Annotated in this window: 18 protein-coding genes and 1 tRNA gene; 12 read left to right on the plus strand and 7 right to left on the minus strand. The window is 61.3% G+C overall.

Annotation, left to right across the window (positions count from 1 at the left end; translation table 11 throughout):
- Positions 1-8 precede the first annotated feature (8 nt).
- Positions 9-482, minus strand: coding sequence for a cupin domain-containing protein (locus GLS_RS12165; protein ID WP_405002419.1), 474 nt, complete (start codon positions 480-482; stop codon positions 9-11).
- Positions 483-619: 137 nt separating this feature from the next.
- Between GLS_RS12165 and hpnD the strand changes: the two genes are divergently transcribed.
- The 4 genes from hpnD to GLS_RS12185 all read left to right on the plus strand — a co-directional run bounded on the left by hpnD (position 620) and on the right by GLS_RS12185 (position 5,496).
- Entirely contained in the window at positions 620-1,495 is an 876-nt protein-coding gene (gene hpnD / locus GLS_RS12170) for a presqualene diphosphate synthase HpnD (protein ID WP_041112420.1), read from the plus strand.
- A 5-nt stretch (positions 1,496-1,500) separates the two neighbouring features.
- Positions 1,501-2,796 carry a hydroxysqualene dehydroxylase HpnE gene (gene hpnE / locus GLS_RS12175; protein ID WP_041112421.1) on the plus strand — a complete coding sequence of 432 codons (1,296 nt, stop codon included), beginning with the start codon at positions 1,501-1,503 and terminating at the stop codon, positions 2,794-2,796.
- 73 nt (positions 2,797-2,869) lie between these two features.
- A complete protein-coding gene (gene shc, locus GLS_RS12180; protein WP_041112422.1) occupies positions 2,870-4,864 on the plus strand; it encodes a squalene--hopene cyclase in 1,995 nt (664 codons plus the stop codon).
- Positions 4,864-5,496, plus strand: a complete 633-nt coding sequence (locus tag GLS_RS12185; RefSeq protein ID WP_041112423.1) for a phosphorylase family protein — start codon at positions 4,864-4,866, stop codon at positions 5,494-5,496. The genes shc and GLS_RS12185 overlap by 1 nt, the downstream gene beginning before the upstream one ends.
- On the opposite strand, the gene GLS_RS12190 is transcribed toward GLS_RS12185, so the two are convergent.
- From GLS_RS12190 to GLS_RS12200, 3 genes are read right to left on the minus strand one after another with little or no spacing between them, the layout of a single operon-like run.
- Positions 5,464-6,825: a sodium:solute symporter family transporter gene (locus GLS_RS12190; protein ID WP_041112424.1), complete on the minus strand. Its 1,362-nt coding sequence runs from the start codon at positions 6,823-6,825 to the stop codon at positions 5,464-5,466. The two genes, GLS_RS12185 and GLS_RS12190, sit on opposite strands and share 33 nt — an antisense overlap.
- Before the next feature lie 55 nt (positions 6,826-6,880).
- Entirely contained in the window at positions 6,881-7,687 is an 807-nt protein-coding gene (locus GLS_RS12195; RefSeq protein WP_011253766.1) for an RlmE family RNA methyltransferase, read from the minus strand.
- A complete protein-coding gene (locus tag GLS_RS12200; RefSeq protein WP_041112425.1) occupies positions 7,684-8,805 on the minus strand; it encodes a Ppx/GppA phosphatase family protein in 1,122 nt (373 codons plus the stop codon). Before GLS_RS12200 ends, GLS_RS12195 begins: the two co-directional genes overlap by 4 nt.
- 158 nt (positions 8,806-8,963) lie before the next feature.
- On the opposite strand from GLS_RS12200, the gene GLS_RS12205 reads away from it, so the two are divergent.
- The 3 genes from GLS_RS12205 to GLS_RS12215 all read left to right on the plus strand — a co-directional run bounded on the left by GLS_RS12205 (position 8,964) and on the right by GLS_RS12215 (position 12,111).
- Positions 8,964-9,037: transfer RNA gene (locus GLS_RS12205), tRNA-Gln, on the plus strand.
- 150 nt (positions 9,038-9,187) lie between these two features.
- Positions 9,188-10,681 carry an IMP dehydrogenase gene (gene guaB / locus GLS_RS12210; protein WP_041112426.1) on the plus strand — a complete coding sequence of 498 codons (1,494 nt, stop codon included), beginning with the start codon at positions 9,188-9,190 and terminating at the stop codon, positions 10,679-10,681.
- Positions 10,682-10,737: 56 nt separating this feature from the next.
- On the plus strand, positions 10,738-12,111 hold the full coding sequence (locus tag GLS_RS12215) for an RsmB/NOP family class I SAM-dependent RNA methyltransferase (protein ID WP_041112427.1): 1,374 nt from the start codon (positions 10,738-10,740) through the stop codon (positions 12,109-12,111).
- Here the strand turns inward: GLS_RS12215 and GLS_RS12220 are convergent.
- A complete protein-coding gene (locus tag GLS_RS12220; RefSeq protein WP_041112428.1) occupies positions 12,077-12,601 on the minus strand; it encodes a GNAT family N-acetyltransferase in 525 nt (174 codons plus the stop codon). The two genes, GLS_RS12215 and GLS_RS12220, sit on opposite strands and share 35 nt — an antisense overlap.
- Before the next feature lie 92 nt (positions 12,602-12,693).
- On the opposite strand from GLS_RS12220, the gene GLS_RS12225 reads away from it, so the two are divergent.
- Positions 12,694-14,496 carry a cation:proton antiporter gene (locus GLS_RS12225; protein WP_041112429.1) on the plus strand — a complete coding sequence of 601 codons (1,803 nt, stop codon included), beginning with the start codon at positions 12,694-12,696 and terminating at the stop codon, positions 14,494-14,496.
- A gap of 7 nt (positions 14,497-14,503) precedes the next feature.
- On the opposite strand, the gene GLS_RS12230 is transcribed toward GLS_RS12225, so the two are convergent.
- Positions 14,504-15,016 carry a L,D-transpeptidase family protein gene (locus GLS_RS12230; protein WP_041112430.1) on the minus strand — a complete coding sequence of 171 codons (513 nt, stop codon included), beginning with the start codon at positions 15,014-15,016 and terminating at the stop codon, positions 14,504-14,506.
- 162 nt (positions 15,017-15,178) lie between these two features.
- Between GLS_RS12230 and GLS_RS12235 the strand changes: the two genes are divergently transcribed.
- A complete protein-coding gene (locus GLS_RS12235; protein WP_041112431.1) occupies positions 15,179-15,913 on the plus strand; it encodes a response regulator transcription factor in 735 nt (244 codons plus the stop codon).
- A gap of 23 nt (positions 15,914-15,936) precedes the next feature.
- Here GLS_RS12235 and GLS_RS12240 read toward each other — a convergent pair whose 3' ends face one another.
- Complete coding sequence (locus GLS_RS12240) at positions 15,937-16,734, minus strand: exodeoxyribonuclease III (RefSeq protein ID WP_052327672.1); 798 nt, start codon at positions 16,732-16,734, stop codon at positions 15,937-15,939.
- Between the two features lie 81 nt (positions 16,735-16,815).
- On the opposite strand from GLS_RS12240, the gene GLS_RS12245 reads away from it, so the two are divergent.
- The 3 genes from GLS_RS12245 (at position 16,816) to pgsA (ending at position 20,768) form a co-directional block, all read left to right on the plus strand.
- A complete protein-coding gene (locus GLS_RS12245) occupies positions 16,816-17,823 on the plus strand; it encodes a dipeptidase (RefSeq protein WP_041112433.1) in 1,008 nt (335 codons plus the stop codon).
- Between the two features lie 314 nt (positions 17,824-18,137).
- Positions 18,138-20,075, plus strand: coding sequence for an excinuclease ABC subunit UvrC (gene uvrC / locus GLS_RS12250; protein WP_041112434.1), 1,938 nt, complete (start codon positions 18,138-18,140; stop codon positions 20,073-20,075).
- 90 nt (positions 20,076-20,165) lie between these two features.
- Complete coding sequence (pgsA, locus tag GLS_RS12255; protein ID WP_041112435.1) at positions 20,166-20,768, plus strand: CDP-diacylglycerol--glycerol-3-phosphate 3-phosphatidyltransferase; 603 nt, start codon at positions 20,166-20,168, stop codon at positions 20,766-20,768.
- Positions 20,769-20,782: the final 14 nt, after the last annotated feature.

The following is a 20,782-nucleotide window of genomic DNA, read 5'->3' on the forward strand; positions in this document are numbered from 1 at the left end:
GGATATTTTCAGTATTCTTTCTGCTGGCCGGGCAGGGGGATGGATGTCGGCTTTCCAGGGGAACCGGCATAGGTCAGCAGGAGAACCATCTGCCCGTCACCGGTCACGCCGCGATGGACGTCATTGACCGACTCCGCGAAGGCTTCGCCCTGATGGAAGGTGCGCTTCTTGCCGCTTTCGCGGTCCTCGATCGTAAGGGTGCCTTCAAGCACATAGCCCGCATTGGGGTAGGGATGCACATGCCAGGGCAGGGCGGAATGCGCCGGGATCGTCAGCCGGATCATGCTGAGCATCGGGCGGGTCGTCGGGTAATGATCGTAAGGAGTGCCGTTCCACGAGTGATCGTCCGCGAGGAGATGCTCGGCGTGACCGCTGGCTGTCGCGGGGGATGTCGTCTGCGCGATGGCAAGCGGTGCCGAGAGGGTCGCGATTGCCACTACCCCTGCAAGAAGGGCGGGGTTCATCTGGGGAAGGAAACGCATGGCGCAAAGACTCCTCTTCAGGTGTTGCGTTTTGGCATCACCCTAACGCATGGCACGCCTTTCCGTTCAGGTCATCTTTGTCTCGGGGGGATTTGGGTCTAGAACCCTGATCTTCTGAAACGAGACAGGGGACAGACATGGTTTTCAGCAGGATGCGCGCTTCTTCCGGTCTTCCCTGCGCGCAGGCCGATCTGGACCATGTCGAGAGGATCGTCACCGCTTCGGGGACGTCCTTTGCCCGCGGGATGAGTATTCTTCCGCCGGACCGGCGTCAGGCGATGTTCGCGGTCTACGCTTTCTGCCGCCAGGTGGACGATATTGCGGATGGGGATGCCGGCGTTGCGGACCCGATGGCAGCCCTTCAGGAATGGCACCGCCGGATTGACCAGCTCTATGAAGGCGTGGCGACGGATGCACTTGATCGTATCCTGATCGTTGCCATCCATCGCTATCAGCTTCAGGCCAAGGATTTCCATGACGTCATCGACGGCATGGCCATGGATTGCGGCGCACCTATCGTTGCCCCCGACGAGGCGACGCTTGATCTGTACTGTGACCGCGTGGCCTCTGCGGTCGGACGGCTTTCGGTCTGCGTCTTCGGTGATTCGTCCGACAATGCGCGGCGCGTGGCCTATCATCTGGGGCGCGCCCTTCAGCTGACCAATATCCTGCGTGACATTGCCGAAGATGCGGGGCGGGGCAGACTGTATCTTCCCGCCGAGCTTCTGACGCGGTTCGATGTTCCCAAGGACCCGCAGGAAGCGCTGTACGCCCATGGCCTGGATCAGGTCGCCCGTATTCTTGCACAACGGGCAAAGGACCATTTCCGCGAAGCCCGCAATGCCATGCAGCTGTGTGACAGCGCCGCGATGCGGCCGGCCCGCATGATGGCGGCATCCTATGCGCCGATCCTCTCAGCGCTGGAAAAGCGCGGCTGGAAAACGCCGGATATCGCTCCGAAAGTCTGCAAACCCTGGAGACAGCTGCGCACTCTCGCAGCGTATGTGAAGTAAGACCCATGAGCCATGTCCACATCATCGGCGGTGGTCTGGCAGGCCTCTCCGCCGCAATCGAGCTGGCAGCACAGGCCCGGGTCACGGTCTACGAGGCAGGACCGGCCTGCGGCGGGAGGGCCCGCTCCTTTCACGACCGCTCCCTCGATGCCCGGATCGATAACGGCAATCACCTGATCCTGTCAGCGAACGATCTGACGTTCCGTTATCTGGACATCATCGGCGCGCGCCATACCCTGACTGGCCCGGGACTGCCGATCTTTCCGTATTACGATCTCGAGGACAGTCTGGCCTGGACGCTGCGCCTGTCGAAAGGAAAGCTTCCGTTCTGGGCGCTTCCAGGTGGCCGGCGTGTCCCGGGCATGAAGCTGTCGGAACTGGCTTCCCTGGGGCGCTTCCTGCGTGCTGGCGAGAATACGACCGTGGATGCCTGCCTGAGTTCCGGGCAGCTGAGCCGCAGGCTGCTCGTGCCTTTTGCGATTTCCGTTCTCAATACGGATATCCATACCGGCAGCGCGAAACTGCTTGGAAACGTGATCCGCAAATCCCTCGCCAAGGGCGGCATGGCCTGCTGCCCCTGGTTCCCGGAAGTTGGACTGTCCGAAACACTGATTGATCCGGCTGTGGCGTATCTGAAGCGCTTTCACGGCGATGTCCGCACGGGTGTCCGCGTCAGTGCCATCGAACAGCAGAATGGCCGCGCAACCGCGCTCGAAACCGCTGAAGGGCGGATCGAGCTCGGCCCTGAAGACCAGGTTATCATGGCCGTCCCGGGGCCTGTCGCGCAGTCCCTGCTTCCAGGACTGAAAGCGCCGGACGCTTTCGAGAGCATCGCGAACGCGCATTTCCGTCTCCCGGCCGTGGTTCATGCCCGAGGCGTCGTGGCTCAGGCCGGGTTTGTGGGGCTGGTTGGCGGCATTTCGGAATGGATCTTCCTCAAGGGCGATATCCTGTCCGTCACCGTCAGTGCGGCCAACCGCTACGCCGATCGCGAGAACAGTGAACTGCTGGCCACGATCTGGTCCGAGATCCGGCGCGCGCTTGATCCCGTCCTGTCGCAGTCGCTTCCGGTGGCCATGCCGCCCGCGCGTCTGATCTGGGAAAAGCGGGCAACATTCGCCGCGACACCCGAGCAGAACCGGCTGCGCCCCGGACCCCGAACGGATCTGGTGAATCTGGCTCTGGCCGGGGACTGGACCGACACCGGACTGCCCTCCACGATCGAGGGCTCCATCCAGTCCGGTCTTCAGGCCGTAGCGGCGCTGGGTTTCCGCTCCGCCGTTGAAAACACGGGATCGTGATGAGCGCTCTCACAGTCATGATTGTAACACAGCTCCCGCCTTTCAGGACCGCCTGTGTCGGGAGAACCGAACAATGCTGATCTATTCTGATATTCTGGAAAAGGAGGACCGCGTGAGCGAGACCTTGTCCCGCCAATCCGTCGAACCCGATGAGATCAATCATGCCATCGAGGGAGCGCAGGCCGCGCTGGGTGGGAAGCAGAAATCAGACGGACACTGGGTTTACGAGCTCGAAGCGGACGCGACGATCCCTGCGGAATATGTACTGCTCGAACATTATCTCGACCGGATCGACCCGGAAAAACAGGCCAAGATCGGTGTCTATCTGCGTCGCATCCAGGGCGATCACGGGGGATGGCCGCTTTATCATGACGGCGGCTTCGATCTTTCGGCGACCGTAAAGGCGTATTTCGCGCTCAAGGCCATCGGGGACGACATCAATGCGCCTCACATGCGCATTGCGCGTGAAGCCATTCTCGATCACGGCGGCGCGGCACGGACGAACGTGTTCACGCGGATCCAGCTCGCCCTGTTCGGGGAAGTGCCGTGGGACGCAACGCCCGTAATGCCGGTCGAGCTCATGCTCCTGCCACGCAAGGCGTTTTTCTCCGTCTGGAACATGTCCTACTGGTCCCGGGCCGTCATTGCGCCGCTTCTGGTGCTCAACGCGCTGCGTCCCAAGGCCATCAATCCGCGCGGCATCCATGTCCAGGAGCTGTTCGTCAAGCCACCTTCCGAGGTCAAAGACTGGATCCGCGGGCCGTACCGCTCGGTCTGGGGGCGGTTTTTCAAACACCTGGATTCCGCGCTGCGGCCGGTCCTGCCGCTCATTCCGCGCAGCGTGCACAAGAAGGCCCTCAAGGCTGCCAGCGATTTCATTGAGCCGCGTCTGAGCCGGGGTGGCCTTGGAGCCATCTATCCGGCCATGGCGAATGTCGTGATGATGTACCGCGCCCAGGGCGTGCCGGACAGCGATCCGCGGGCCAAAACGGCATGGGACGCAATCCAGGATCTGCTCGTGGATCATGGTGACGAGATCTACTGCCAGCCCTGCGTCTCGCCGGTCTGGGATACGGGTCTGTCGGGCCTTGCGATGATCGAAGCGGCGTCCGGACCGGCCGGCACGAAAACCAAGGAAACACTCGTCGCCCTGAAAAAGAGCGCCGAGTGGCTGCGGGAGCATCAGATCCTGGACGTCAAGGGCGACTGGGCCATCAATGCGCCTGACCTTCGGCCCGGTGGCTGGGCGTTCCAGTACGAGAACGATTACTATCCGGACGTCGATGACACCGCCGTCGTGGCCATGCTGCTGCATCGTGTCGATCCCGAAAACAGCCGCGAGGCCATCTCCCGCGCCCGGGAATGGATCATCGGCATGCAGAGCACCAATGGCGGCTGGGGTGCGTTCGATATCGACAACGACCACGAACTGCTCAACCACATCCCCTTCTCGGATCATGGCGCACTTCTGGATCCGCCGACCGCGGATGTCTCGGCGCGCTGCATCTCTTTCCTGGCGCAGCTTGGAGACCCGGATGACCGGCCGGTCATCCTCAAGGCGATCGAATATCTGCGCTCGGAACAGGAGCCCGAGGGCTGCTGGTTCGGCCGGTGGGGCACGAATTACATCTACGGGACATGGTCGGTCCTGTGCGCCCTGAACATCGCAGGCGTGCCGCATGATGATCCGATGGTCCTGCGGGCCGTAAACTGGCTTGAGAGCGTCCAGCGTCCGGATGGCGGCTGGGGCGAGGACTGCGCCACTTACGAGGGCGGCACCGCCGGTACGTACAAGAAGAGCCTGCCGTCCCAGACTGCCTGGGCCGTCCTCGCTCTCATGGCAGTCGGTCGCCGCGAGAGTGAGGCCGTCAAGCGCGGTGTGGCCTATCTCGTGTCCCAGCAGAACGAGAAGGGCGAATGGCAGGAAGAAGCCTATAATGCCGTTGGCTTCCCGAAGGTCTTCTACCTGCGCTATCATGGCTACAAGCAGTTCTTCCCGCTGACTGCCCTGGCCCGTTATCGCAATCTCGGTGTGAGCAACAGCGGCAAGGTGGAGTACGGGTTCTGATGCTTGGTATTCTCGCAGGTCTGAAACAGGAAGCCCGTCTGATCCGGCGCTTCCTGCCGAATGCTCCCGTGGCATTGAGCAATGCCACGCCGGAAGGCGCGCGCAGGGGGGTGGAACGTCTGCTCAAGGCAGGCGCAACGGAACTCCTGTCTTTCGGATGTGCGGGAAGCCTCTCAACAGACGTCGCACCTGGAACAGTCATCGTGGCGGACCATGTCCGCTACCAGGACAGGGATATTTCCTGCGATCCGCATCTGAGCGAAATGTTCGGCTCGGCCTATGCGCGACGCGGGGGCATCCTGCACAGCGATGTGCTGGTCGAACTGGGTCTGGAAAAAGCTTGGTATTTTTCGCAGACGAAATGCCTGGCCGTGGACATGGAAAGCGGCGTTGTTGCCGATGCAGGCGTGCCCTTTGCCGTTCTGCGGGTGGTCTGTGACGATGCGACGCGGGACCTTCCGCCGGCGGTCAAGACCAGTGTCAGAGACGGGGCCGTGTATGTACCGGGCCTGCTGGGTTCCCTGCTGCGACATCCACTGCAGATCGGCGGCCTGATCCGTCTGGGCCGGGAAGCGGCCATAGCACAGCGTTCCATGGCTTCATTCCTGCAGGCCAATCCGCCTCAGGCCTGAGAAGGTCCCGGCACCGGCAAACGTGGCTGCGACACCGATCGGAACGAGCCACGGGAAGGCAATGGGATGCCCCTCGATCCGGACGAGGGAGACGAGCGCCAGCACGATCACGGCGGATATGAAACCGGCAATGGCAGACCGTTCATCCCGGGAATGGCCGATCATGGCCAGCAGGAACACGCCAAGCGTAGCGCCATAGCTGTAGGACGCGATGGAGAGGCCGAAGACGACAGCCGAACCGCTCGGGCGCGAAAACAGCAGCGCGGTCAGAACGAGAAGAAAAGCCCAGAGCCCCGTCAGACTCCTTAGGGAGAACGGTCCGTGCGGCATAAAGTCTGCCCGGGTTGCGGCCGCCATGGCATTCATGGCGCTGGACAGGGACCCCATGGTCGCGGCGAGAATGCCTGCGATCATGAGGCCGCTTAACACGGGCGGCAAAGTTAGGATGAAATGCGGGAACAGTGCGTCGGGCCGGGCACCCTGAGCCGGCATCAGATCCCGCAGTGCCACACCGATGCAGGAAAGCAGGGCAAAAAGCCCTCCCACGACGAAAACACTGCCGATCATTGCCGCGCGCGCACCATTGAGTGTCTTTGCCGCGAGACAACGTTGCAGCATCAACTGATCGGTCCCGTGCGACGCCAGCGCCAAGATGGCCCCGCCGATGACTGCGCCGGCGATGGAAAACGGATCTGTAAAGACGGGCAGGCCGTGACTGAAGACAGGGGCCCAGTGAAAGGGAGCTGCCCCCGCGCGGCACCAGATCACGACCAGACAGGCAATACTTCCGCCCAGATACAATCCAAGCTGGAGACTGTCAGACCAGACAACGGCTTTCAGGCCGCCCGCGATCGTATAAGCCAGTGTCAGCAGAACGATCAGAAATAAAAGAAGCAGGTCCGAGACAGGATAGCCCATGCTGGCAAACAGCATCGAGACGGGAAGCATTCCGGCATAAAGGCGAACGCCCTCGGCGACGAGGCGGGTGATCAGAAAGGTGCCGGAGAGGAGCTTCTGCAGTTTTGTGCCAAATCTCTGGCCGATATAGCGATAGATGGATGTCGCGCCGCGTTCATGCAGCGGCAGAAACCAGATTGCGACCGCCGTGCGGCCAATCAGGTATCCAATGGCCAGCCCGACAAAAACATAACCCTTGAGGTACGCCACGCCCGGGACACTGACGATGGTCAGGGTCGACGTTTCGGTCGCGACCAGCGAGAGGCAGATCGCCCAGGGCGGGAGATCCTTGTGAGGCTGCCGGGCCAGCACAAGAGAGATAACGGGCAGAAAGCAGAGATACAGAAGAATAACGAGCAGGCTGGCAAGCATCGAGACGGGTTATTCTTCCGAAAAAATCTATGCGGGATGGCGGTATCTGCTGCCCTCAGGCACCCTTGCTGCTTTCGAGCAGACGCTCCGGGCGAAAACCCGTTGCAATGACATAAAGCTCGCTGGATTCCTTACGCGATGCCGGGGGTTTGACGTGCTTGACGCTGGAAAACGCCGTTTTCATCAATGCCAGCATGTCCTTTTCCGAGCCGCCCTGGAACACCTTGGCGATGAAGCTTCCCCCTTCAGCCAAGACCTGGAAGGCGAAATCAAGCGCACCTTCCGCGAGACCCATGATCCGCATGTGGTCGGTTGCGGCATGACCCGTCGTATTGGGCGCCATATCGGACATGACGAGATCGGCCGGACCACCCAGCATATCCTTCAGGCGATCCGGCATCTCGGGATCCGTGAAGTCCCCTTCGATGATTTCCGCACCGGCAACAGGATCGACCGGAAGCAGATCCAGCCCCACGACATGCTTCGCGCCCCGCTTGACCGCAACCTGGGTCCATCCGCCGGGAGCAGCGCCCAGATCGATGATCCGCGTGCCTTCCCCGATCAGTTTGAATCGGTCGTCGATTTCAATCAGCTTGAAGGCAGCACGCGAACGCCAGCCCTGCTTGCGAGCGGCCGCGACGTAGGGATCGTTCAGCTGGCGATTGAGCCAGCGCTGCTGGGCCGTGGTGCGTCCACGGGCCGTGCGGAGCGATACGGTCTTGTTGCGGGCCGTGCGGGCAGTTGCGGAATCAAGTGTTGCGTCGTTTTCACCGGGGTTGGAGGCGCTTTTCAGGGCCTTGCCCGGAATACGCTTCGGTCCCGTGTCCTTGCTGGAACCGGAGCGGGATCTTGGCGGCTTCATATCGTAGCGTATGTCCCGAATGGGCCCCGTGACCGGGGCGTGGCATGGCGACTGGTCGTGCTGCGCCCCTTGCCGGAACGCTGACCGTGATCGCGGGCCATACGCAGCAACATCCCGTCGCGCAACCCCCGGTCCGCAATCGTTACGTCCTCAACCGGCCACAGACGGTGGATCGCTTCGAAGATTGCACAGCCCGGCAGAACGAATTTCATACGTTCCGCCCCCACGCAGGGATGCTCCGCCAGTTCGTCACGATCCAGACGGCGCAGGCTGCCGATGGCATCCACCATGCTTGGACCAGGCAGTGTCAGTCCATCAATCGCCGCGCGGTTGTAGCGGGGCAGGGAGAGCGCCACCCCGGCAAGTGTCGTCACGGTTCCGGAGGTGCCGATCAGCCGTGTTTTGCCGAGCGTTACCTCACGCCGGATACGGTGCACGGTCTCAAAACCCTTCAGATAGTCCTGAACGTGACTGACCATCGTCTCATAAGAGGGGCCATGTCCTTCACCGAACATTTCCTGAAGGGTAATCACTCCGACGGGGACACTTGTCGTGCCGATCAGGGTCTGGGTCTGACGCTCCGGATCGATCCGGACCCAGGCGACCTCGGTAGAGCCACCGCCGATATCAAAAAGGACGCCACGATCCGCCTGGACGGGCTTGTGCTCCGGCTGCCGGAAGAGGGGGGAGCAGCTTTCAAGCGCCAGCTCCGCTTCTTCACGGGCCGTGATGATGTCGATGGTCAGACCTGTCTCATGCTGTACGCGCGCCAGGAACTCGCGACCGTTGGCGGCCTGACGGCACGCTTCGGTCGCGACGGCGCGGACATGAACGAGGGGCCACTGTTTCATGCGTTCCGCACAAATGCGGAGGGCATCGAGCGCACGCTTCATGGACTCTTCGGCAAGACGGCCACTGGCGCGCAGGCCTTCACCCAGACGGACTGAGCGGTTGAAGCTGTCCACCACACGAAAACCGTTGGGCGTGCCTGCTGCAATCATGAGGCGGCAGTTGTTGGTACCGAGGTCGATGGCACCAAAGAACGGACCCGTGCGTCTGGCAGACGCATGCACAGGCGCGGGGCCTGACAGGTTGTGATCCGTTCCATACCTCATCATGTGTTTCGGCTCCCGCTTGCCCGTGATCTGGGACCTTGGAAAAGCAGCATGGGGTGCGCGGGACCCTAGTCGCAAGAAAAATATCAGTTTTTCTGAAAAAAATGTCTATCGCCCCCTTGCGCCGTCCCGGAGCGATTGATAAACACCCTCTCACCGCTTGGGAGATAGTTTAGCGGTAGAACTACCGGCTCTGACCCGGTCAGCCCTGGTTCGAATCCAGGTCTCCCAGCCAAGAAATCCTCAGAAAATACCGCAAAAAAGAGACTTCCCCTCAGGGGGTAAAGTGCTCTATGAGGACCCGCCAACGGCCGGACGGCCTCTTGGTCTCCGGTTCACACACATCGCGTCGTCACGACGCATGACGTAACGGGGGCAAGCGGGCATGACATCATCTTCCGGCACAACCAATCTTAATGAGCGCATCCGCGATGCTTTGGCTTTTGACGACGTTCTCGTCGAGCCGGCTGAATCGTCGGTCCTGCCGGCACAGACCTCCACACGGACCCGCCTGACGCGCTCCATCGAACTGAACATCCCGCTGATGTCGTCCGCCATGGACACCGTGACCGAAGACGGCATGGCCATCGCGATGGCGCAGCAGGGCGGCATGGGCGTCATTCACAAGAACCTGTCCATCGAGGAGCAGGCCGAGCAGGTCCGTCGCGTCAAGCGCTTCGAATCAGGCATGGTCGTCAATCCTGTCACAGTTGGCCCGGACCAGACGCTGGCTGAGGTTCAGGCCATCATGGCGCGGCATGGCGTCTCCGGTCTTCCTGTCATTGAAGATGGCAGCGGCGTTCTCGTCGGCATTCTCACCAACCGTGACATGCGCTTCACGACCGATCCAAACACGCGCGTTCGCGACCTGATGACCCATGAGAACCTCGTGACGGTCCTCAACGGCGCAGCGCCGGATGAGGCGCGCACGCTCCTGCACCGTCACCGGATCGAAAAGCTCCTGGTGGTGGACGAGGCGAAGCGCTGCATCGGACTGATCACCGTCAAGGACATGGACAAGGCCATCGCGCATCCACTGGCCATCAAGGACTCCCAGGGCCGTCTGCGCTGCGCTGCGGCTGTAGGTGTCGGGGAAGACGGCTTCCGTCGCGCTGCTGCTCTTGCAGAAGCCGGGGTCGACGTCATTGTCGTGGATACGGCCCACGGACACTCCCGAGGTGTTCTGACCGCAGTTGAAACGCTCAAGAGCCGTCACGGGGACCTGCAGGTCATCGCAGGCAACGTCGCAACGCCGCAGGCTGCACGTGCGCTGATTGCGGCCGGTGCCGACTGCGTGAAGATCGGCATCGGACCGGGATCCATCTGCACGACGCGCGTCGTAGCGGGCGTGGGCGTGCCGCAGTTCTCCGCCGTCATGGAAACGGCTGCCGCCTGTCATGAGCTGGACATCCCGGCCATTGCGGATGGTGGCGTCCGGACATCGGGCGATATCGTTAAGGCAATTGGCGCGGGTGCTGACGTGGTGATGGTCGGCTCGCTGCTGGCCGGCACGGATGAGAGCCCGGGCGAGACGTTCCTGTATCAGGGTCGCTCCTACAAGGCCTATCGCGGCATGGGCTCGCTCGGGGCCATGGCCCGCGGCTCCGCAGACCGTTATTTCCAGGCGGAAGTCCGCGACACGCTCAAGCTGGTTCCGGAAGGCATCGAGGGCCAGGTTCCTTACAAGGGCGGCATGGCTCCGGTCATTCATCAGCTCGTCGGCGGCCTGAAAGCGGGCATGGGCTACACGGGATCGGCCACGGTGGCTGATCTTCAGGTCCGGACCATGTTCCGTCGCATCACGAATGCAGGCCTGCGTGAGAGCCACGTTCATGACGTGACGATCACCCGCGAAGCCCCGAACTACCGCCGGGACTGAACGTCCCCGCATCAAAGCCTCTCGCAATGAGAGGCCAAACGGGCTACGGGGGCGCTATGACCCCCGCAGCCCGTCTTTCAGGCGCCATCGATCTGCTCTGTGCGATCCAGAACGCGCCCCGCCGTCCAGCCGACGCCACAGCCAACGCCTTTTTCCGCGAGCGCCGTTATATCGGTGGCGGTGACCGGCGAGCCATTTCCACAATCGTCTGGGATGTCCTGCGGGGCTGGAGACGGCTGCAATGGCATCTCAAGGATATTTCCGGCGACATTTCCCCACGCCTGCTGTGCTCGGCATCGCTCCTCCTTGGTGGGGAAACGATGGAAAACGTCCGCAAGCTGTTCAGTGGCGAGCGCTATGCGCAGAAGCCTCTGACGTCACGTGAAGATATGGCGCTTAAGGGACTGGAAGGAAAAGAACTTTCCACCCAGAAGCAGCCTATCGCAGTGCGGCTTGAATATCCGGACTGGCTGGACAGTGCGCTGCGCGAGACGTTCGGCAACCGGCTTCCGGACGAGATGGAAGCCATGCTCGGAACGCCGACGCTCGATCTGCGCGTCAATCTGCTGAAGGGAAGCCGTGAGGCGGCCATCCGCGAGCTTCGCCGCGAATCGCTTCAGGCAGAACCGACAAAGCTCTCGCCCTGGGGACTGCGGCTTGACGGGCGCCAGCCGGTCACGGCGACGCAGGCGTTCAAGGATGGGCTGGTCGAAATCCAGGACGAGGGCAGTCAGCTTGTGGTTGCGGCCGCAGATGCGCGCGGCGAGCACCGGGTTCTGGATTACTGCGCGGGTGCGGGCGGCAAGACGCTGGCACTCGCGATGACCATGGAGAACCGCGGACATATCGTAGCCTGTGACGTGCATGAGAAACGTCTGGACGGAGCGGTCAAGAGGCTGCGTCGGGCTGGCGTTCATAACGTCGAGCGGCATCTTCTGGTGTCGGGGGACAAATGGGCCAAGCGTCGGGCAGGCAGCTTCGACCGGGTGCTGGTCGATGCGCCGTGCTCGGGAACAGGAACCTGGCGACGGAACCCGGATGCACGGTTGCGCCTGACGCCTGAAGACATTCAGGAGCTTATCATCAAACAGGCGCAGATCCTTGATCGTGCAGCATCTTTGGTGAAGCCGGGTGGACGGATGATCTATGCGACCTGCTCTCTTCTGGCGTGCGAGAACGGGCAGCAGATCGATGCCTTCCTTAAGCGTCGCACGGATTTTGTGCGTCTGTCGAAAGAACAGACGTCTGAACTTCTACCAGCCGAACTGCGGAATAAGGCACAGTTTTCCCTGACTCCCCTGCGGGATGGAACGGACGGGTTCTTTGCCTGCGTGCTGGAGCGGGTCGTGGCGGATGTGAAGCCTGAAGAGACGACCGAAGCGACTGAATCCGCTGTTACGACGCCGCAGGCAGAAGGTCCTTCCACATAACCAGCGCGTCCACATAGCCTTGGGAGGGGTGGTCGAATGCGCCGGGGAGCGTGCCGATCACCCGGAAGCCCAATGATTTCCACAGGGCTATGGCCCGCAGGTTGGTGCTGACGACGAAATTGAACTGCATGGCGCGGAAGCCGAGTTTCGTGGCTTCCGCCAGAGCATGTTCGGCCATGAGGCGGCCCGCGCCAAAGCCGGACCGGGCGACGAAACCGGCATTGGCAATATGCGCGCCACCGCCTTTCTGATTGGCCTGAAGATAGAATGTCCCGACGATCTCATGGTCACGGGTCTGCGCGACATAGACGCGATGCTCCACATCCATCCAGTACGCCAGCGCCTGCCGCCGTCCCCAGTGACGGGGCAACGCGTAGGTTTCTGCCTTGCGCAGGACAGGGGACAGGAGACGCCAGATTCCTTCACGGTCCAGCGACTGGGCGGGACGGATCAGGAGGTCCGTGTCGGGCTGGGATGGCGGGAGCGTCATAACGGAACATTATTCCATATTTTAGGTGCATTGGCTGATCCGGGATATGATACCGCTTCGTATCCATAACGCGGAGCCCGTCCCGAACATCCATGCAATATGACATTCTTATCGGCATTGCCTCGACTTTCGGAGCGGGGATGCTGGCCCAGTGGGTCGCCTGGCGATTCCGGCTTCCGGCTATTGTCCTTCTGTTTTCGCTTGGTCTGATCTTCGGGCCCGGGCTGGGTATTCTTCATCCATCGGAGACGATGGGTTGGATGTTCCGGCCTCTCGTGTCGCTGCTCGTGGCGCTCGTGGTGTTCGAAGGCGGCATGGCGCTGGATTTCCGCCAGTTGCGCGAGGCCGGGGAAGGCGTTGCACGCCTGACGATGCTTGCACTGCCGATCAACTGGGTTCTGGGCTCCCTGGCGGCACATTATGTGGCGCATCTGGAGTGGGGCACCTCCATGCTGTTCGGGGCGATCGTCGTCGTGACGGGGCCAACGGTGGTTCTGCCGCTACTGCGCAGTGCCAAGCTTCAGCCGCGCGTGGCGGCGTTCCTGCGCTGGGAAGCCATCGTCAACGATCCTCTGGGCGCGATTTTGGCGGCTGTCGTGCTTCAGCTCATGATGCTGCATGTGGACGTTCATGCGGATGTGTTCTTCACGCATACGCTGCCGGATCTGCTGGGTGCAATTGCCGTTTCGCTGTCAGCAGGCATCCTGCCGGCCTATCTGATCCGCTATCTCTTCACGCGCGATCTGATGCCGGAAATCCTCAAAACCCCAATGCTGATCTCGATGGCGCTGGTGATCTTTTCGCTGTGCAATCTGGAGATGGGCGGCGCGGGGCTGATGGCGGTCACGATCTTCGGCATGGCTCTGGCGAATCTTCAGATCCCTGGCGTCACGGAACTGCGACGCATGAAGGAATCACTCGTGGTTCTGGTCGTGTCCGTACTGTTCATCATGCTGACGGCCGATCTGCACCGCGATGTTCTGGCCCGACTTTCCATTCCGATTTTTGCGCTGACGGTCGTGGTCCTGTTCGTCGTGAGGCCACTGGGCATTTTCCTGTCCACGCTGGGGACGAGCATGCCCTGGAAGGAAAAGCTGTTTGTCGGCTGGATCGCGCCACGCGGTATCGTGGCGGCGGCTGTGGCCGGTGAGGCGGGGATCAGCCTCAAGGAAGCGGGCTATCAGTCCGCCGATCTCATCATGCCGGCGGTGTTCGCCGTGATTGCGGTCACGATGATCCTGCATGGATTTTCGCTCGGGCCGATCGCTCGGATGCTGAAACTTACGCTGTCCAACGATCCGGCGATTGCGATTTTGGGGGCAAGCCCGTGGTCCATCAATTTTGCGTCCTGCCTGCGCAGGGCTGGAGTGCCTGTGCTTCTGGTAGACAACCGCTCCAGTGCGCTTATGCCGGCGACACGGCAGGATATTCCCGTCCTGCGGGCGGAACTCCTGTCCCAGCACGGACAGGAATCCTTTGAGGAACGCCCTGCGGACTATCTGATCGCGACGACGGGTGACGGCATCTATAACGGGATGGTGTGTGGACATCTGGCCCCGACCATGGGGCGGCAGCGCGTCTATCAGATCAGCCCTGGCGTGGCGCGGCTGGATTTCTATCACGGCCTCTCACGCGATGCGCGGGGCAAGGTTCTGGGTGAACCCGCCTGGAATTACACCCTGTTCGATACGCTGTTCGAACAGGGGTGGCGCTTCGTGGCAGTGGAAGCCACGGAAGAAAGCGCGCCGACTTTCGGGACGGATGAGAACAGGCTCGACATTCTTGTCGTGCGGCGTGACGGAAACATCCTGATCCGGTCGGCCGAAGACAATGACAAAGCCGTGCCACAGCCGGGGGATTACATGGTCTCCATGGTCCCGCCGGCGGCAGAATAAGAGCAGTTCAGGACGGTTTTTCCACGGTGATGTGGGAGAGGCCGTCCCGCAGGAGCGCGCGAAGCTCCTTTTCCTCCACGGCGATGCAGCCTTCCGTGTAACCGCTGGCGGGCGGAAGGTGCAGGAAAATGGCCGAGCCGCGTCCCGACTCGGCTGGCGCGTCGTTCCAGCCCATCACAATACAGAGATCGTAAACATGGTCCTGGCGCCAGAGAGTCTCGCAGGAAGCGAGGTGGGGCAGGGAGACGGCACGGTTGTAGTCGGGATGAGCCGGATCATCGCACCAGCCGTCATTGGGAGCGATCGGTTCAACCGGCAGTTCCGCACCGCAGACGGGGCGCGATGTCCGGTCTGCGCGGTAGAGGACACGCCGGATCGGTAGTTCCCCCACGGGGGTGCACAGATCGCCCTCGACCTTGTCAAGAGACAGACCGCGCCTCCCCGTCAAAGCCGGAATGATTTTGCCCTGGAAGTGAAGAAAAGCGCGGTCTCCAGCGGTTTTCAAAATAGCTTTAGCCATAATGCTGTTTCCTTTTGCGGCTGTACTTGCCATAGTCTGCCCCGAGAGCATGCTGCTTTCTTCCCCCGTAGCGGGAATGGTAAGTCCGGATGCGCGAGTTACGAACGCCGATCTCTGCGGATGTGACTTTTCTTCCGTCGCGATAGAACGAGACAGGTTATTATGGCAGGTCCACGCCCCATTCTGGTTGTTGACGATGATGATACGCTGCGTCGTCTTCTGGCGGAGCAGCTTCAGCACGGTGGCGAACTGGAAGCCGTTGAGGCGACGTCCGTTGCCGCGGCGCGCGAACTTCTCGCCAAGCCTGGCGCCCGTTATGACGCCATGCTGCTGGATATCACTCTCCCCGATGGTGACGGGCGCGATTTCTGCGCCGAACTGCGACGCGAAGGCGTCCGCATGCCGATCATCATCCTGACCGGCTCCGATGACGAGCACGACGTTGTGCGCGGTCTGGATGCGGGTGCCAACGATTACGTTGCCAAGCCTTTCCGGATCGGTGAGCTTCTCGCCCGTCTGCGCGCCCAGCTGCGGATTTTCGAGAACAGCGAGGACGCCGTTTTCGAGATCGGTCCGTATGCCTTCCGTCCGTCCGCCAAGCTGCTGGTTGAAACCGCCCGCAACCGCCGGATCCGTCTGACGGAGAAGGAAGCGGCGATCCTGAAATATCTTTACCGCGCAGGTCAGCGCCCGGTGGCCCGTCAGGTTCTCCTGAACGAGGTGTGGGGCTACAACGCCGCCGTCACCACCCACACGCTTGAGACGCATATCTACCGTCTGCGCCAGAAGATCGAACCCGATCCGGCTCGTACCTCGCTGCTGATTACGGAAGGGGGCGGCTATCGTCTCGATCCGGAAGGCCGTGGTGTCATCGGCTCCGACAGCCTGTCAGCCTGAAGGCTGACAGGGCGGGTGACGGGTCAGGCCGGATCAAAATCCAGCACGACCGGAACGTGATCGGAGGGACTGGCCCAGTCCCGCACGTCCTGCAGGACCCGGACATTACGCAGACCCGGCATAAGATCGGGCGTCATCCAGACATGATCCAGCCGCCGTCCACGGTTGGACTTCTTCCAGTCCCTGTTGCGGTATGACCACCACGTATAGAGCTTTTCCGGCTCCGGCGTGATCGTCCGCATGGCATCCTGAAATCCCGTTGCCATCCACGCCTTGAGACGTTCGATCTCGGGGGGCGTATGGCTGACGATCTTCAGGAGCTGTTTGTGGCTCCAGACGTCATGTTCCAGCGGCGCGATGTTGAGATCGCCAACCAAAATGCTGCGGGCAGGCGGTGTGCTGGTGAACCAGCTGGTTGCCTCGTCCACAAAGGCCAGCTTGTGGGCGAATTTCTCGTTTTCTTCGGGATCCGGGATGTCCCCGCCAGCTGGCACATAGAAATCGTGCAGCAGGATCGGGCCAGCCGGTGTCGCAATGCTGGCAGCGACATGCCGGCAGTCGGATCGGGTACACCAGTCCGGTGTGCCGTCTACGCTCTGCAGTTCGTATCGCGACAGGATCGCCACACCGTTATAGCCCTTCATGCCTTTATAGATCTGATGGGGCAGTCCCATTTCGGCCAAGGCCTGAGCGGGGAAGAGGGGATCCGGGACTTTCGTTTCCTGTAGACAGACGATGTCCGGGTTTTCCTGTTCGACGATCTGCTTCAGCAGAGGCAGTCTGAGTCGAAGGGAATTGATGTTCCAGGTGATGAGACGCATGCAAACTGGATCGACCGGATCGGGCGTTTTGACAAGCACCCTCTTGCACACAAGGCGTTCCCGTCCGATCTAGAACGAACCATGACTGATCTGCACGACACGCTCCTGACGCTTGATTCCCATATCGATATTCCCTGGCCGGACCGGCAGGATGCCTGGGCGGAAGAAACGCCCCGGCAGGTGAATGTCCCCAAGACTCGCAAGGGCGGTCTGCGGGCCGTGTGCCTGGCTGCGTATATTCCACAGGGCCCCCGTGACGAAGCAGGACACGCTGAAGGTTGGGAGCGGGTCCAGGGCATGCTGGACGTGATTGCCGGACTTGAAGGACGGCAGGGCGGTCAGGGCGCACATGTCTGCCGCACAGCTGCGGATGTGCGGGCCGCCTACAAGGCAGGCGACCTCGCCATCATTCCGGCGATCGAGAACGGGCATGGTCTGGGAGGCCGTCCGGAGCGTATTGCGGAACTCGCCCGCCGGTATGGCGTGCGCTACATGACACTGACCCATAACGGGCATAATGCGCTCGCGGATGCGGCCATTCCGCGCAAGGATCTTGCCGATAACGAGACGCTTCATGGCGGACTGTCGGATCTGGGACGTGAGACGATCGCGCAGATGAACCGCTCGGGTGTTCTGGTCGATGTGTCGCATGCAGCGAAGTCGACCATGATGCAGGCCACCGAAGTCTCGAGCACGCCGGTTTTCGCCAGCCATTCCTGTGCCCGCGCCCTGTGCGATCATCCGCGCAATCTGGATGACGAGCAGCTTGACCGCCTGAAAGAGACAGGCGGGCTGATCCAGGTGACGGCCATGGGATCGTTCCTGAAAAAAGGCGGGGGCGGTACGGTCGAGGATCTGGTGCGGCATGTCTCGTACATCGCGGATCGGATCGGGGTAGAGCACGTAGGCATCTCGTCCGATTTCGATGGCGGGGGTGGGATTCCGGGCTGGAAGGACGCAACCGAGACCGCGAACGTGACCCGCGCGCTTCAGGCGGCAGGATTCAGCGACGCGGATATTTCTGCCATCTGGGGTGGTAACATGCTGCGTCTTCTGGAGACGGCCGAGCGGGCTGCAGAGAAGGCCTGAGAGCGGGGTCTTCACACGCTTTCGGGACCGACCGATAGAACAGAACATGATCATGGGCGGCGAAAAGGGAGCCAGTTCGTCCACCATGGTCGGAAGAGATGTTCTTCGGGAGCTTCCCGCTCCTTTCCGTCCCGCAGATCGAAGCTGACGGGAAAGATCGGAAAGCAAGATGCAAGTGTTTTCAATGACTTGCAAAACATGATTAAAAATTGGGCAATCTGATGGCAGGTCTGGCAAACCGGGGCTTTCATGATTCTGTCACGGAGCAGCCCACAGACTTTTCCACAGGTTCAGTGGATGACTGAAGAAGCTGAATGACCGACCTTCCTCCGCACAGTTCCGACCATCCTGCCGATCAGGGTGAACCCCTTGTTCCTGCGGAAAAAAAGCAGGGCGTGGAGGCCATCCGTGAGGCCCTGAAGACCATTCCCTACAGCCCTGGCGTGTATCGCATGCTGAGCGAGAAGGGAGAGGTTCTGTATGTCGGCAAGGCGCTGAGTCTGAAGAAGCGCGTGTCGTCCTATACCCGCATCAACCAGTTGCCGGAGCGGCTGCGGCGGATGGTGTCGATGACGGTATCGATGGAAATCGTCATCACACGAACGGAAGCGGACGCCCTGCTTCTGGAAGCCAACTACATCAAGCGGATGAAGCCCCGCTTCAACATCCTGCTGCGCGACGACAAGAGCTATCCGTGGCTTATGCTGACCGAGAGCCATGAGTTTCCCCAGATCACCAAGCAGCGTGGCAAACCGGTCAAGGGTGCGACCTACTGGGGACCGTTCGCGAATGCCTGGGCGGTCAATCAGACGCTGAATCTGGTGCAGCGCAGCTTTCTGCTCCGGTCCTGCTCGGATGCGGTCCTGAACAGCAGGACGCGCCCCTGCCTGCTGTACCAGATCAAGCGCTGCTCGGCGCCTTGTGTGGACCGGATTTCCAAAGAGGATTACGCCGAGCTGGTCAGCGAGGCGCGGCAGTTCCTTTCCGGGCATAGCACGGAACTGCAGCAGCGTCTGGTGGCCGAAATGGAGCAGGCCTCGCAGGAAATGAACTACGAGCGGGCCGCGTCGATCCGGGACAGGATCCGGGGTTTTGCCAGCATTCAGGGCTCGAGCACGATCAACCCGACCTCGATCAACGATGCGGACATCATGACCATCTGGCAGGAAGCCGGTCAGAGCTGCATCCAGGTCTTCTTCATCCGTGGCAGCCGCAATAACGGCAACCGGGCATTCTACCCGGCCCATGCGGAAGAAGAGACCGCGGCAGACGTGCTGTCGGCGTTCATGATCCAGTTCTATGACAACAAGCCGCCGCCGCCTTCCATTCTTGTGAACTGCGAACTGCCCGAACTGAAGCTCGTCGAGGAAGCACTCAGCATCCGCCGGGGGCAGAAGGTCGAGATCCTGAGGCCCCAGCGGGGCGAGAAGAAAGACGTTGTCGAGCATGCCGCACTGAATGCGCGTGAGGCGCTGGAGCGGAAGCTGGCCGAGAATACCGGGCAGCGCAAACTGCTCGAGGGTGTGGCGGAAGTCTTTGGCCTGCCGGAAATCCCCCAGCGGATTGAGACCTATGACAACTCGCACATCATGGGGCAGGCCCCTTATGGCGTGATGGTCGTGGGCGGCCCGGAAGGGTTCAACAAGCGCGCCTATCGCAAATACGCCATCAAGGGGCCTGTCACGCCAGGCGATGATTTCGGCATGATGCGGGAAGTCATGGAACGGCGGTTCGGACACCGCCCTGAAAACGGGGAGCGACCGGAAGACTGGCCGGATCTGCTGCTGATCGATGGCGGCCTCGGGCAGTTCAACGCGGTACGGGCCGTTCTGGCGGATCTGGGCGTGACAGGAATCCCGATTGTCGCCATCGCCAAGGGACCGGATCGTGACGCAGGGCGGGAGTGGTTCTTCACGGAAACGAAGCCGCCATTCCAGCTCCCGCCGCGGGATCCGGTTCTGTATTACCTGCAGCGGTTACGTGACGAGGCGCACAGATTCGCCATCACAACCCATCGGGCAGGGCGCTCCAAGGGACTGCGCAGTTCGGAGCTGGATCACGTTCCGGGAATCGGGGCGGCGCGGAAAAAAGCCCTGCTCAACCATTTCGGCTCGGCGAAATCCGTCAGGCAGGCGAGCCTTGAGGAACTTGAGAACGCGCCGGGGATCAGCTCGAGTACGGCAACCGCCATCTACGGGCATTTTCATCCGGAATGGGTCCAGAAGACATCGGCCGATAATCGCAGCCATTAAGCCACACGTCGGAATTTACACGAAAAATACATCTTTTACGGGCATATTGGCGCATACCGGAGAGACGGAAACTGTTCTAGACTGACTGCGATGCTGACAGATCTGCCAAACATCCTGACACTGCTGCGTATCGCGTCCATTCCTGTACTGGTCGTGCTGCTCTCCGTGCATTCGCCGACTGCAAACGTGATTGCGTGCGCGGTCTACACTGCCGCGTGCATCACGGACTATCTGGACGGGGCGCTTGCACGCCGCTGGCACCAGCTTTCGGAGCTGGGCCGGATGATGGATCCGATTGCGGACAAGCTGCTGGTAGGGTCGCTTCTACTGGCTCTGGCGGGGCTGACGCACCTCCCGGTTTTCTCACTTTATGCCGGGATCATCATCATGGTCCGGGAAATCCTGGTCAGTGGCCTTCGGGAATACATGGCCTCGCAGCGGGAAACGCTGCCCTCCACCCGCCTGGCGAAATGGAAAACCGGAATCCAGATGGTGGCGATCGGGTTTCTGATCGGTGGGGACGGGGCGGCAGGAATGCTGGGTCTCTCTTTCCTGCCTGCCACCCTGATCGGCGGAATTCTTCTCTGGTTCTCGGTCATTCCGACCGTCATCAGCGGCTGGGGTTATCTGACTGCCGGGCTCACCCGCATCATGGCGGGACAATCCCGCAAGTCATCCAAGATCAGCTTCTGACACCAGTCTCTGGT

This window comes from Gluconobacter oxydans DSM 3504 (genome assembly GCF_000583855.1).
GTDB classification, from domain to species: Bacteria; Pseudomonadota; Alphaproteobacteria; order Acetobacterales; family Acetobacteraceae; genus Gluconobacter; species Gluconobacter oxydans.

Bases quoted from the DNA above. Each gene is read 5' to 3' on its own strand.
- GLS_RS12165 (WP_405002419.1), bottom strand. From the start codon at position 482: ATGCGTTTCCTTCCCCAGATGAACCCCGCCCTTCTTGCAGGGGTAGTG.
- hpnD (WP_041112420.1), top strand. From the start codon at position 620: ATGGTTTTCAGCAGGATGCGCGCTTCTTCCGGTCTTCCCTGCGCGCAG.
- hpnE (WP_041112421.1), top strand. From the start codon at position 1,501: ATGAGCCATGTCCACATCATCGGCGGTGGTCTGGCAGGCCTCTCCGCC.
- shc (WP_041112422.1), top strand. From the start codon at position 2,870: ATGCTGATCTATTCTGATATTCTGGAAAAGGAGGACCGCGTGAGCGAG.
- GLS_RS12185 (WP_041112423.1), top strand. From the start codon at position 4,864: ATGCTTGGTATTCTCGCAGGTCTGAAACAGGAAGCCCGTCTGATCCGG.
- GLS_RS12190 (WP_041112424.1), bottom strand. From the start codon at position 6,825: ATGCTTGCCAGCCTGCTCGTTATTCTTCTGTATCTCTGCTTTCTGCCC.
- GLS_RS12195 (WP_011253766.1), bottom strand. From the start codon at position 7,687: ATGAAGCCGCCAAGATCCCGCTCCGGTTCCAGCAAGGACACGGGACCG.
- GLS_RS12200 (WP_041112425.1), bottom strand. From the start codon at position 8,805: ATGATGAGGTATGGAACGGATCACAACCTGTCAGGCCCCGCGCCTGTG.
- guaB (WP_041112426.1), top strand. From the start codon at position 9,188: ATGACATCATCTTCCGGCACAACCAATCTTAATGAGCGCATCCGCGAT.
- GLS_RS12215 (WP_041112427.1), top strand. From the start codon at position 10,738: ATGACCCCCGCAGCCCGTCTTTCAGGCGCCATCGATCTGCTCTGTGCG.
- GLS_RS12220 (WP_041112428.1), bottom strand. From the start codon at position 12,601: ATGACGCTCCCGCCATCCCAGCCCGACACGGACCTCCTGATCCGTCCC.
- GLS_RS12225 (WP_041112429.1), top strand. From the start codon at position 12,694: ATGCAATATGACATTCTTATCGGCATTGCCTCGACTTTCGGAGCGGGG.
- GLS_RS12230 (WP_041112430.1), bottom strand. From the start codon at position 15,016: ATGGCTAAAGCTATTTTGAAAACCGCTGGAGACCGCGCTTTTCTTCAC.
- GLS_RS12235 (WP_041112431.1), top strand. From the start codon at position 15,179: ATGGCAGGTCCACGCCCCATTCTGGTTGTTGACGATGATGATACGCTG.
- GLS_RS12240 (WP_052327672.1), bottom strand. From the start codon at position 16,734: ATGCGTCTCATCACCTGGAACATCAATTCCCTTCGACTCAGACTGCCT.
- GLS_RS12245 (WP_041112433.1), top strand. From the start codon at position 16,816: ATGACTGATCTGCACGACACGCTCCTGACGCTTGATTCCCATATCGAT.
- uvrC (WP_041112434.1), top strand. From the start codon at position 18,138: ATGACCGACCTTCCTCCGCACAGTTCCGACCATCCTGCCGATCAGGGT.
- pgsA (WP_041112435.1), top strand. From the start codon at position 20,166: ATGCTGACAGATCTGCCAAACATCCTGACACTGCTGCGTATCGCGTCC.